This is a genomic window from Proteiniborus sp. (assembly GCF_040308045.1).
Taxonomy (GTDB): Bacteria; Bacillota; Clostridia; order Tissierellales; family Proteiniboraceae; genus Proteiniborus.
The window spans coordinates 15,657-29,469 of the sequence record NZ_JAWRHZ010000035.1 but is presented as its reverse complement, the minus strand read 5'-3'; the positions used below and the strand labels follow the sequence as shown (position 1 = coordinate 29,469).

The 13,813-nt window shown below is 29.8% G+C and carries 10 protein-coding genes and 1 rRNA gene; all 11 read left to right on the top strand.

What is annotated here, in order from left to right; translation table 11 throughout:
• Positions 1–25: 25 nt before the first annotated feature.
• Positions 26–142: ribosomal RNA gene (gene rrf, locus ABV008_RS06550) — 5S ribosomal RNA — on the top strand.
• 165 nt (positions 143–307) lie between these two features.
• On the top strand, positions 308–808 hold the full coding sequence (locus ABV008_RS06545) for a thioredoxin family protein (protein ID WP_352419017.1): 501 nt from the start codon (positions 308–310) through the stop codon (positions 806–808).
• Between the two features lie 276 nt (positions 809–1,084).
• Positions 1,085–3,421 (top strand): vitamin B12-dependent ribonucleotide reductase, encoded by a 2,337-nt coding sequence (locus tag ABV008_RS06540; protein WP_352419016.1) that lies wholly within the window; start codon positions 1,085–1,087, stop codon positions 3,419–3,421.
• 261 nt (positions 3,422–3,682) lie between these two features.
• Positions 3,683–4,051: a PH domain-containing protein gene (locus ABV008_RS06535; protein WP_352419015.1), complete on the top strand. Its 369-nt coding sequence runs from the start codon at positions 3,683–3,685 to the stop codon at positions 4,049–4,051.
• A gap of 531 nt (positions 4,052–4,582) precedes the next feature.
• Positions 4,583–6,229: an anti-phage protein ZorA-like protein gene (locus ABV008_RS06530; RefSeq protein WP_352419014.1), complete on the top strand. Its 1,647-nt coding sequence runs from the start codon at positions 4,583–4,585 to the stop codon at positions 6,227–6,229.
• 14 nt (positions 6,230–6,243) lie between these two features.
• On the top strand, positions 6,244–7,008 hold the full coding sequence (locus ABV008_RS06525) for an OmpA/MotB family protein (protein ID WP_352419013.1): 765 nt from the start codon (positions 6,244–6,246) through the stop codon (positions 7,006–7,008).
• Entirely contained in the window at positions 6,998–8,164 is a 1,167-nt protein-coding gene (locus ABV008_RS06520; RefSeq protein WP_352419012.1) for an EH signature domain-containing protein, read from the top strand. The genes ABV008_RS06525 and ABV008_RS06520 overlap by 11 nt, the downstream gene beginning before the upstream one ends.
• A 4-nt stretch (positions 8,165–8,168) precedes the next feature.
• A complete protein-coding gene (locus ABV008_RS06515) occupies positions 8,169–10,961 on the top strand; it encodes a DEAD/DEAH box helicase (protein WP_352419011.1) in 2,793 nt (930 codons plus the stop codon).
• Positions 10,962–11,551: 590 nt separating this feature from the next.
• Positions 11,552–12,478 carry a DMT family transporter gene (locus ABV008_RS06510; protein ID WP_352419010.1) on the top strand — a complete coding sequence of 309 codons (927 nt, stop codon included), beginning with the start codon at positions 11,552–11,554 and terminating at the stop codon, positions 12,476–12,478.
• A 124-nt stretch (positions 12,479–12,602) separates the two neighbouring features.
• Positions 12,603–13,121, top strand: a complete 519-nt coding sequence (locus ABV008_RS06505) for a GNAT family N-acetyltransferase (protein WP_352419009.1) — start codon at positions 12,603–12,605, stop codon at positions 13,119–13,121.
• A gap of 19 nt (positions 13,122–13,140) precedes the next feature.
• Positions 13,141–13,728: a signal peptidase I gene (gene lepB / locus ABV008_RS06500; RefSeq protein ID WP_352419008.1), complete on the top strand. Its 588-nt coding sequence runs from the start codon at positions 13,141–13,143 to the stop codon at positions 13,726–13,728.
• Positions 13,729–13,813 lie beyond the last annotated feature (85 nt).

Genomic DNA, 13,813 nt, shown 5'->3' with positions numbered 1-13,813 from the left:
AAGCCTTATTAAGTTAGGGCAAAGATCCAGTGACAATAGCGAAGGGGTCACACCTGTTCCCATACCGAACACAGAAGTTAAGCCCTTCAGCGCTGATGGTACTTGGTGGGAGACCGCCTGGGAGAGTAGGACGTCGCTGGATTAATAATATTGACTTAGTCTTAGGCTGGGTCTTTTTTATTTTTGAAATATTTCCCCATGTCCCACATAATACTAGTTGATTTTATAATTATATGTATTATAATTTAAGCAAAACAGAAATACAATTAAACAGGACAATTTTTATTTATTATAAGGGGGAATATAAGTGAGTGGTCTTGAGCTGTTTTCTGCTGGTATGTCATTTGATGAGTTTGTAAACACTGATACAAGTACTTATAGAGATAAGACTTTAGAGGTCCTTAATTCAATAAATTTTGAAGAGGAGTATATAGAAAAAATCAGAACTATCGATAAGATTATAAATACACTTGTATGTGCGGAAATGTGGTGTCCTGACTGTATGATAAATGTACCTGTATTAGAAAAAATGAGAGAATATAATTCAAATATTAAAATTTCTATAGTTAAAAAAGGAGGAAATGAAGCTTTTTTTAGCCAATATACTCAGAATGGAATAGTAAAGATACCCACCTTTGTCTTTTATAATGAAGACTTTAAAGAATTAGGGAGCTTTGTTGAACATCCTAAAAAGGTAACAGAAATAATATCTAAGGGCAACCAGCCTAATATAATAGTAACCATGAGAAAATATAGGAAAGGCGAATACGCACAGGAAACATTAAGAGATATTCTTGAAATAATATAGGAGCGAAGGCTCCTTTTTTTATGACCTAACCCGATTTTACGAATGCTTTTATCGGAGAATCGATGGTAGGTCAAACGCATATTAATACTTTAGTCCTGTTATTTTTATTATTATAAATCATTAAATTTGGTGAAATAGCTAGAAAAAATATAGATATGTCCATAATTCTCTTCTAAATTAAGATTTACTAGCTTTGACACTTAAAACATGAGATGATACAATATCTAGTACATACATAAAATATTCACACTAAATGTAGTCCACGGAGGTGTCTTAATGCTATTAAACGAAAATGCAATTAAGGTTTTAGAGAGACGGTATTTAACAAAAAACATAGAAGGCAAAGTAATCGAAACTCCTGAAGATATGTTTAAAAGAGTGGCAAAGCATATTGCTCAGGCAGATAAAATATATGACAAAAAAGCAGATACAGAAAAGATGGAAAATGCTTTTTTTGACATGATGGCCAATTTAGAGTTTATGCCAAATTCACCAACACTTATGAATGCAGGCAGGGAACTAGGTCAATTATCAGCATGTTTTGTATTACCTATTGAAGATTCTATGGAAGGCATATTTGATGCAATAAAGAATGCAGCACTAATACATAAAAGTGGCGGGGGTACAGGCTTTAGCTTTACAAGGCTAAGAGCTAGAGGCTCATCAGTTAAATCAACAGGAGGAGTAGCTTCAGGCCCAATTAGCTTCATGAAGGTTTTTAATGCAGCAACTGAAGCGGTAAAACAAGGTGGAACACGAAGAGGAGCTAATATGGGGATCCTCAGAATAGACCACCCAGACATAATAGAGTTTATTAGCTGCAAACAAGATACAAATGAAATCACAAACTTTAACATAAGTGTTGGAATAACTGAAAAGTTTATGGAAGCTGTAGAAAAGGGAGAAGACTATGATCTAATAGACCCACATACTAAGCAACCAGTTGGTTCATTAAATGCAAAAGAAGTATTTAATACTATAGTCAGTATGGCTTGGAACAATGGAGAACCTGGAATAATTTTTTTAGATAGAATTAATAAAGCTAATCCAACACCAGGGCTAGGAGAAATGGAAAGTACAAATCCTTGTGGAGAACAGCCATTACTACCTTATGAATCATGCAATTTAGGTTCAATTAATCTAGCTAAAATGATAAAGAAAAGTGGCTCAAAATATGAGTTAGATTATGAAAAGCTTGGAGCTACTGTAGATAAAGCAGTACACTTTTTAGATAATGTAATAGACATGAATAAATATCCACTAGAAGAAATAGATAAGATGACAAAATCCACTAGAAAAATTGGCTTAGGAATAATGGGTTTTGCAGATATATTGTTCTACCTTGGATTACCATATAATTCAGATGAAGCAGTAGCATTAGCAAAAGAAATCATGAAATTTATAGATGATAGGTCAAAGAAAAAGTCAGCTGAATTAGCTATCCAAAGAGGAGTTTTTCCAGCATACGATAGTAGTATTTTTAAAACAAAAGGCGTAGAACTAAGAAATTCTACTACTACTACAATTGCACCAACTGGTACAATAAGTATCATAGCAGGGGCTAGTAGCGGTATAGAACCACTATTTGCAATTTCATTTGTACGTAATGTGATGGATAACGATAAACTTGTAGAAGTACATCCATATTTTGAAGAAATAGCAAAAGAAAGAGGATTTTATTCAAAGGAATTAATGGAGAGAATAGCTGTAGAAGGGACATTAGCACATATAGATGAAATTCCAGAAGATATAAAGAGAGTTTTCGTAACAGCTCATGATATTTCACCTATATGGCATATAAAGATGCAGGCTGCATTCCAAAATTACGTTGACAATGCAGTATCCAAGACAGTAAATTTTCCACATGAAGCTACTAAAGAGGATGTAGAAGAAGTATACACTCTAGCATATAAGCTTGGTTGTAAAGGTGTGACTATTTATAGAGATGGTAGTAGACAGGATCAAGTACTAAGTACAGCCAAAAAAGAAGAATCAAAGAAGATTGAAAAACAAGACAGTGACAATAAAGGAATAAAGCCTAGAATGAGACCTGCAATTACTCAAGGAATGACAGAAAAGGTTAGAATAGGCTGCGGTAATCTATATATTACTGTTAACTACGATGAAAATGGAATATGTGAAGTGTTTACTAATGTAGGTAGAGCAGGAGGCTGCCCAAGTCAAAGTGAGGCAACTAGTAGATTAGTTTCAATAGCACTTAGATCTGGTATGGACGTTAAATCAGTAGTTGAACAATTAAAAGGCATAAGATGTCATTCAACTCTACGCCAAAGAGCTACTAACAAAGATATTAAGGTTCTTTCATGCCCTGATGCTATAGGTAGAGCACTCGAAAAAGTTATGAATACTTATGTAGATGACGAACATCCATCTGTAAATGACATTGCCATGGAGATAGAAACAGAGACAAAAAACGCTTCAACTTCATGCTGTGTACCTCATAATGGCTCACCAGCAGGTAGTGAAATTTCAGTAAGCCTAGAAACGAAGCCTCAATCAAATGGGAGCACATGCCCCGAATGCGGAAACGGACTAGAACATGAAGGTGGATGCGTAATCTGCCGAAGCTGCGGATTTTCTAAGTGCGGTTAGAATAGATAATAAAGTAGAGTGGAAAAAATTATATAAAACAATTAAATATAGAGATATAAAAAATAGAATTTTTTTAATAGTGATAGTTGAACAATAATTGAAACAAGCCATCTAGGAAATGTAGAACTAAATTATAATCCTAGATGGCTTTTTTATTGGAACAAATATCATTAAACAAGGATTTTTTAGAAGCCACATCGAACTTTAAAAGTATTAATAATCTAACTAATGTAAAAAAATTAAATTATGGAGGGATTTACAATGGCAGATTTAACTGAAATTATGAATTGGACGTTTATTCAGGAGACAGAAGTACCAACTGAGATTAATGAAATACTTATTGGTGGTGAAATTGTAGAAGTAGCCTACAAAACAATTCGTGATGTTGCTGTTATAACAAATAAGAGAATAATAGTAGCGGATAAGCAAGGTGTTACAGGCAAAAAGGTAGAAGTATATACAATACCTTTTAAATCAATTGTTATGTATTCAAGCGAAAACGCACATGGAATTTTAGATTTTAATGCAGAGATAGAATTATGGACAAGAGCAGGGAAGTTCAAACTTAACCTTAAAAAAGGCATTGATATACGCAAGCTAGACAAGATAATTGGTCAACATATCCTGTAAGTTCTAACTAACTATACTATGCAATAAGGAGGGTTCTTATTTCATCAAGATGATTCAGAAATAAAACTTGAGAAAAAGGCTTTAAGAATCATAAATAAAACTTGCTATCAATATGAGACCATAGAATTTAATGAGTTAAACAACCAGGGGTATAGAGCATAGTATGGCAAAGAAAATGCAATTCAAAAGGAACCGTCTCTGATGTAATTTTAGTTAATAGTAAAGTACAGAAAATAAATAACTGCACAAACAAAGGTTATGAAACACGAATTAGTTGACATAAAAAATACAGTATAAGCATTAAAAGAATCAGAGATTAAGTCAGAAAATTTATATGATACTATAACTCAAATAACTTTTTATTTATGATAACTATAGAACTTAATTTTTTTACAGTCGACAAAATAAGACAAAATAATACCAAATCATACAAAGGTTATTTTGAGCAATTGTAGAATATAATAATAAAATTAAGAAATATAGAAGTAAAATAATTCGAGGATAGATTGCTTAATTTTAAGGAGTGAAAGTATGAGTACTGGAATATTTAGTCTGATTGTTGAAAACTTTATTAAAGCAGTTGATTTTATTGCAAATGTTGTATACCTAACGTTTAACGATGTATTCTGTGGTTTTATAATTTTTGTAGCAGTATATAATTTTAAGAAATCACATAAGCTAGTTAAGCAAAATATTAAAGACATTGAGGATTTCACGAATGTCATTAAAGATTTACAAGGTGACATTCATGAAAAACTAAATGCTCTTAGTAATAAAAACTTATTTGAAAACAATGAATTATTACAAGAAATATGGGAAAAGTACTTTAAGTCTATCAGACAGTCAAGAATAAGTGGAAGCGTGAATGAAATATCTTATTATTTTAATAGAACTAATATTATTGATATACCAGGGAGAAGAAAAATTGCAGAAATTATCCCTGGTATATTAACTGCTTTAGGTATTTTAGGTACTTTTTTAGGTCTATTAGAAGGAATTACAGGACTAAATACATTAAATCCTGAATATATGACTGATAGTATAAATCAACTAGTAAGTGGTATGTCATTAGCATTTTCAACATCTATAGTTGGTATCATTTCATCAATTATGTGGTCTAGCCTAGATAGGCAGAAATATAAGTATTATCTCAAAGTGTTAAATGACTTTTATAATACTTTTTCAGAGCAGTTCCCAATCAATAATGAATTCTCTTTTCTAAATGATATCAGCAATTATCAAAAAGAACAAACAGAAGCAATTAAACATATGAGTACTGATATATCTTTAGAATTCTCTAAAGCTTTTGATAAAACAGTAAATGAAACCTTACTTCCAGGGTTAAGTAATTCTATGAATAAATCTTTAGAAGGAAATATTTTACCCGCAGTAGAATCAATATCACAAGTTGTTGACAACTTCGCCAATGTAGCTACATCTAATCAGACAGAAAGCTTAAATAAAGTTGTTGAAAAGTTTATTGAGTCGATGAATGAATCCCTTAATGGTCAATTTGATAATCTGGCTAATACCATACAAATACTGTGTGAATGGCAGATTAAAACTAAAGATAGTTTAGAAGAATTAATAAATGAAATTGAAGAGACTACAAAAAATCAACAGGAAATCAATGTAAGTTCTGAAGAAGTAATAATCAAATTTTCTCAATACTTTGATAGGTTAATAGAAGCTAATAATGACATGGATGAGAGCTTAAATTTAATGAAAGATGTAATAGGTGACATGAAGGAATTAATAAATCATAGCAATCAAATATCAAAAGATTTAGAAAATAAACAAGAATTATTTGACTTAAGAAATGATACATATTTTAAAAATATTAATGAGCAAATTCAGAAGCTTGAAGATGATTGGGATACAACATCTCAAGTATTTGAAAAAATAAATAATGAATTTAAAGATTCCACCGATATATTTGTTGAAAATCTTCATAAAGGCTTAGAAGCTACATTTAAAGACTTTGATGATAATCTTGCTAACATAACAAGAAGATTAAGTGGTACAATAAGTGAAGTTCAAGATACTGTTGACGAAGTACCATCACTAATAAGGACAGCTTCAGATAACATGACTAATTCTTTACAACTAATTAGTATAACAATAGAAGAAGTTATTAAAAAAGCTAAGATTGAAGATAAGGCTAAAGAAACTGCCTAAAGAGGTGAGTGAATTTGTACGATGATAAAGATCTACCAAACCAACATGATGAAGAATCTACAACAGACTACTGGATATCTTACTCTGATATGATGTCTAGTCTTTTACTTATGTTTATACTTTTTCTTACTGTAAGTATATTTAATTTTAACGATACTTCATTTAAATTAGAAAAGCAATCTCAAGTACTCGAAGTTCAGGGAAAAGAATTAATGACTCAAAAAGAGAAAATTAATAGCATTATTGGAGTAAGGAAACAAATAATTAATGCTTTAAGAGATGAATTTAAAAACTCTAAATTAAAAATTGACATAGATCCACAGACTGGAGCTATTACATTTAGTAGTGGAGTGTTTTTTGATTCAAGTGAATCATCATTAAAGGAAAGTGGTAAAAAGTACTTAAATGAATTTATTCCATTATATTTTGGAGTATTATTAAACGAGAAAAATAGAGACTATATATCTGAAATTATAATAGAGGGTCATACTGATACAAACGGTACTTATATGTATAATTTAAGTCTTTCACAAGAAAGGGCATTTGAAGTCACAAAATATATTTTAGGTGAGGAGGGATGTTCTTTTTCTGACAACAAGGAAGAGTTAAGGAGAATTCTTACTGCTAATGGAAGGTCATTTAGCAATCCCATATTTGATAAAAATGGAAATGTGGATATGGATAGATCAAGAAGAGTAGAGTTTAAATTTAGACTTAAAGATGATGAAATGATAGATGAAATGAAAAATATATTAGAAGGTGTTAATAATGGAGATTAATACATTTAGATATATACCAGTTAAAACTATAGAAGCTAGAGTTATGGTTGAAGAAAAACATAAGACAATTAAGGAAGTAATATCTAAAGATAATAATAATGAAGAGTATTTATTGAAATTGATAAACAAAATTGTTTCCACATCAGACCATGAATTGGATAGATTATCATATAAACTTAAAAATAACGTTTTGTATTTATTAGCTTATTATATTTCTAGAAATGAATTTAAAATTGATATAAAAAAAATATTTAAGATTCTACGTCTTAGACATAGAAAATCATTAATGAAGATATATTATAATAGCTTTCAACAAAATTATACAAATAGTGAGTTCAATAATTTTTTTGCTGAATTTCTTAATAAAGAGAACGCAGATATTCATTTAAGTGTTCCTAAAGGAACTGCTAAGACATTATTATACTACCTTGAAGGTGGAGATATTATAAAATCTATGTTAAGTTCATTTTTTAGATTGAATATAAAGTTTGAAGATTTTATAAAAACTTTTAATTTTAATGAGAATTCTAAATTAGTTATAGATTGCAAAAAAGCATTCTACTTATATTGTAATCAATATGATTATATAAACACAGATGAAAGCTATTTACTAGGGATTATTAATAAATTAAGTAGAGAAGAAATGAGTGAATTTACAGCTAATTATTTACATAAAGTTGATTACAATAACTTTTATACTGGTGTATTAGAGTATATTTATAATTTGTTTGATACACATAAAAATCACTTTTTTAAGCACTATTGGGATAAAGTCTCTGAACAAGGAAAAGCCAAATTCCAAAAGTGGTTAACTACAAAAACAATGAAAGAATTTTTTAATGAGGATGTTAGATTCAGTTTTTGGCATAGTTATATCGAACTTATAGGTGATTTTTATTTAGTTAGAAGTAAAGGACAATTATTTTTAGATTTTGGCAATTTTGTAGTAATTGAGTTTAGTAAAATAGGAAATGCAGCGTACATATATGATAAAGAGGTTTATAACAAATATTTTGCAAAATATGCATTGGACACAAACTCAGTAAACAATTCAGCCCTTAAAAATGAAAATATCGCAATAAAAAGAATTATACACTCGGGGAATTGGCAGTACAATACGGCTAGATCAATATCTCATTTAGTAAAGGAGATTTAAAAACATGAAGATTTTCAAAGGTTTAAAAGAAAATATCACAATTAATAAGAACTATACTAAAGAAGGTATTGAATATGGAATTTTATATAAAAAAACAAAAAAAATAACTTTTCCTATATCTAAATTTAAGAATATAGCTGATGAAATAATTAACTCTTCATATTTTGAGCGCATAAATATATTAGAAGGTTTATTTTATGAGGACTTAATAACAGAAGTACAGGGCAAATATATTTTATATTATACAAATTTATATGAATTAGATGAAGATGTGGTAACAGCTTTAGAATTACCTAGAATACAAAAAACAGATATTTTTGTTAAATCTCAAAACTTTTTAGGGCATCCACAGTTTAGAATAGATTATGATATAAAATATAGTACTGAAGGAGAATTAGGAAAGTTTTATACAAGAAGAGGCAATATCATTACTTTCAACAAAAAAGAGTTTTTGCTTTCTAAGGAACAGTATAAGTTAATTGATGAAATAGATAGTTATATACCATTATCAGACCATATCGAGCAGGCTCTATTTATTGCTAAAGTTAAGAAAAAATCAGAAAAAGCTAATGCTACACTTGATGATTATTTAAAGAATGAGACATGTTTCTTTCCTGAAAACATTGACTTTACATTAGATAAACAAAGTGATGATCATATCATAATAAATCCAATGTTTACAGATATAGATAATGATTTAAATAATGATATAAGTTCTGTAGAACAAGTAAAATCTGTTATGTCTTTTGCGGATAAGAATAAGAGAAATCGTGTATTTATAGCTCAAGAAGTACTAAATACATACGAAAAATTGACAAATAAAAAAGATATCAAGGGTACTAATGTACCTAGATTTATTGATAATCCGTTGGCTTTTTTACCAGAAAATATTAAGATTAGTGATTTTAGTGAGCGAGTGAAGGGATTAAAGATACGAACCTATAGAGCCCGACCTTTTATTCATACTAAGAATAAAGGAGAGGGAGGATGGTTCGATTTTGAAACAGGCGTAACATTAATAGATAATAATAACACACAAATAGATGATGACAACCAAGAAAATTACTATAACAAAGGCGATAATGAGAACCCTGACATTAATATGGGCGAATTCAAAGAGTTAGTTGATAAAGCAAGACAGAATAATGAAGATTATATTTACTACAATGATTCCTGGATAAAGATTGACAGAGAAGATTCAGAGAATTTTATAAAGGCTACTGATGAGTTAGAGGAAAAGTTTAAGGATAAACCTATAAATATATCGGATGTACCATATATTTTAGATATATTTGATAATATAGGAACCTTAGAATATGATGTAACTTTAGTTGAGATAAAGAAAACTTTACAGGACAATAAGTTACTAGAATATGTTAAACCAAAGTTATTAAGAGCTGAACTATATAAATATCAACAAGAAGGGTATACATGGTTAAGATTTTTAGGATCTAGCAAATTAGGTGGATTACTAGCTGATGATATGGGATTAGGTAAGACACTTCAAATAATAGCTTTTATATCATATTTAAAAGAAAATGATGAATTAAAGCCATCCTTAATAGTATTACCTTCTGCTTTAATTGATAACTGGAAAAGAGAAATTGAAAAATTTACTGACAATATAAACAGTATCTATGTACATAGAGGTTCAAATAGATATAAAGCTCAAAATTTGATAGAGCAATATGATATCGTTATGACGACTTATGAAACACTTGTAAGGGATCAACTCTTGTTAGGAAAAATGAGTTGGAAGCTACTGACTTGTGATGAAGCACAGAAAATCAAGAATGCGACGACTCTTGCTACAGGAGCTGTAAAAGCACTTAAGTGTAAATATAGATTAGCATTAACTGGTACTCCTGTGGAAAATGGATTAAATGAATTATGGTGCATAGTAGATTATGTTCAACCGGGATTGTTGAAAAGTTACGAATGGTTTAGAAGTAACTTTGAGATACCTATACAAAATAATTTAAATGATGGCGAACTAGTAAATAAAAAAAGAGAGCAGTTATTACAGATAATCTCACCTATCTTCTTAAGAAGAACTAAAGAAGATAAATTAGATAATTTACCGCAGAAACATGAATTATTATCTTCTGTTCCTCTTAGTATTCTTCAAGAAAAACTGTATGGACAAATAGTAGATAAAATAAAGAATGAAGGTGCTGGAACAAAAGTATTAGGTTACTTGCAAAGATTAATTCAAATATGTAGTCATCCTCGTTTGGTAATGGATGACATAGGAAGTACAAGAGATCTATTGAAAGAAAGTAAGAAACTAAAAGAAACATTAGAAATTCTAGCAAGCATAAGGCGAAAAGGAGAAAAGGTAATAATCTTTACAAAATATAGGAAAATGCAGAGCATCTTGATAAAAGTAATTAATGATAAGTTTGGAATTATGCCTAATGTGATAAATGGAGAAGTAAAAGGGAATAGGATAGACATAATAAATGAGTTTGAAAATAAAGAAGGATTTAATGTATTGATTCTTTCACCACGTGCAGCTGGAGTAGGCTTAAACATAGTATCAGCAAATAATGTCATACATTACACAAGAGAATGGAATCCAGCTGTTGAAAATCAAGCAACTGATAGGGTATATAGAATTGGACAAACTAGAGATGTTAATGTGTATTACCCAATTTGTACAAGTAAAAAAGGAACAACAGTAGAAGAGCGACTTCATGAATTACTAGAAGATAAGAAAAAATTGGTAAAAGATGTAATAATACCGTCTGAGAAGTTTCAAATTAAGAGTGATGATTTCTTAACTTTGTTTAAGTAGATAAGAAGTTACTGAAGATTAAGGGTGTAATAGGGACTGCTCCTATTGCATCAAGATGATTTAGAAATAGAATTCGAGGAAAAGACTTTGAGAATCATAAATAAAATTTGCAAGCAATACGAAATTATAGAATTTAATGAATTAAACAATAGAAAAGATGTTTAAAAAATGCTGTTATCAATCTATTAATGAAGAGTATTTATCCTATATAAGAATAGCTGAAGTTACAGATACAACTAGGGGTATAGAGCGCAGTATAGCTAAGTAAATGCGATATATGTACAGAAACGAGGGTCTAACATTGAACAATACCCTATTCCAATTTAAAATTCCAACAAAAAACCTCAAGAATTCATCGATATTACATATTTAGTTAATCAAACAATAAAGAAATTCAATATAAACAATGGTATTACTAACTATAGAAAATATAATGATGCAAGCAAGAGTTTTAGGAACTAACCACCTAAAACTCTTTTCTTTTACTTAATCCACTATTGATATATACAAAATGTTAAAAATTAAATATAATAAATCTAGGGTCATGGGGAAGTATAGACTAATCATTAGGGCTTAAGAGGAGGACATGTATGTCAAAACAGCTAAAAGCAGATATAGCATTGTTACTAATAACTGTAGGATGGGGAGCTTCTTTTTTGCTAATTAAAAGCTCGTTATCTGAACTGAGTACTTTTAATTTTCTAACTATCAGGTTTTCAGTAGCATTTATTTTAGCATTAATTTTTTTCTTTAAGCAAATAATTAAGGTAGACAAAAAGACTCTAAAATATGGGGTTATTATAGGAATCGTTTTATATTCAACATGTGCACTTCAGACATTAGGACTTAATTATACCACAGCTTCAAAATCAGCATTTATAACAGGATTTAATGTAATATTAGTTCCAATATTTTCATCATTACTTATGAAAAAAATGCCTGATAAAAAAGTGCTTTTTAGTGTATTCATAGCATTTATAGGATTAGGATTACTAACCTTAAATAAAAATATATCAGGAATTAATATTGGCGATATATATACTTTTATATGCGCTATAGCATGTGCAATTCATATATTGCTCGTAGGAAAATATACAATAGAATGTGAGTCCATTGCACTTGCTGTTGTTCAAATGGGAGTTTGTGCTGTATTAAGTCTTATAACAACATTAGCTTTCGAGAATCCTACAATTCCAACTAGTCATAGCGTATGGATAAATATACTTATATTAAGTGTAGTTTGTACTCTAGGAGCTTATATTGTTCAAAGCTTGGCACAGAGATTTACAAGTCCTACACATGCAGCATTAATATTTACAGCTGAGCCTGTATTTGCAGCTATATTTGGGTATATCATATTAGGAGAAATGTTAAGTAGTCAAGGTTTAATAGGAGCTATATTTATACTAATTGGGATGGTTATAACTGAAATAGATTTTACGAACAAAAACTATAGGTATGATGAAACGTTGAACTATGTCATAAACAAAAAAGATAATACTGTTCATAACAAATAATTAGACCTAGAATCTTCAAATGCATAAAACATTCTTTGGAGTGGTGCATACTATATTTTATATCAAGGCTAATATATGAACGTTTTGAGTGGAAGTTAGATAATATGGCGGTAGGGGGGCAAACATGCTAACTACAGAAAGATTAAAACTTATTCCTTTAACTGCTGATGATCTTAAGCTATGTATAGAAAACAAATCCAAAATGGAGAAGAAACTAGGCCTAACTATAAGTGGAAAACAGCTTAATGAAATGATGAAGGGTATATATCAAATAAAGATTAACTATATTAAGAGGGATAGAGAAAATTATTTGTATTACACATACTGGCAAATTGTCCCGAAAGACAAGAACTGCATTGCTGGTGAAATAGGTTTTAAGGATATACCCAATAGCTTCGGAGAAATTGAAGTGGGTTATGGTTTAGACGAAGAGTATAGAGGCAATGGATATATGACAGAAGCTTTAATTAGACTAACAAAATGGGCATTTTCACAGAAAGGCATTAGTACTATAATTGCAGTAACTGCTAATAATAATATTCCTTCTCATAGAGTCCTGACAAGAGCTGGTTTTAAAGTTCAGGGCTATGATTACAAATTTATTTACTGGCGAATAGAAAACTTTAATAAATCAGTTTTATAGATAAACAGGAGGTTTTAAAATGTCTAAAAATACTTTTGTTGCAGAGGTGCTGTCTTGGATAAAGAGTGTAGGAATTGCATTTGTTTTAGCTTTGCTTATTAATGTTTTTATCTTTGAAATGACTGGAGTGGATGGGGCATCTATGAATCCCACTCTAGAGCATGGAGATAGGCTATTTGCAATAAAAATTAATCAAGTGTTTAAAAATGTACCTAAATATGGGTCTATAGTAATAGTAGATGGCAATACTATGAGAAATAGGACCTTAATAGACGAAGTGAAAGATAGTGCAATAGTGAGCACTATTTTAAGGAGAAAAAATAGAGATTTACTTATAAAAAGAGTTATTGGACTACCTGGCGATATATTAGAATTTAGAGACAATAGATTATATAGAAATGGTGAACTACTAGAGGAAGATTATATATTGGAAGAGATGAATATGGTAAATGGAAGTATACAAATTCCTGAAGACCATGTATTTGTAATGGGTGATAACAGAAACAATAGTAGAGACAGTAGATCAATAGGACCTATTCCTTTGAAAAATGTAAGAGCGAAGGTAATTATTAGATTATTTCCTCTAAATAAACTTAAGGCTATGTAACAAGTATATTGATTTATAGCTAAAAAAATATTATAATCAAACTAAAGGTCAAAGAAAGTCAAACTCGAATTACTTTAGAGGTGAT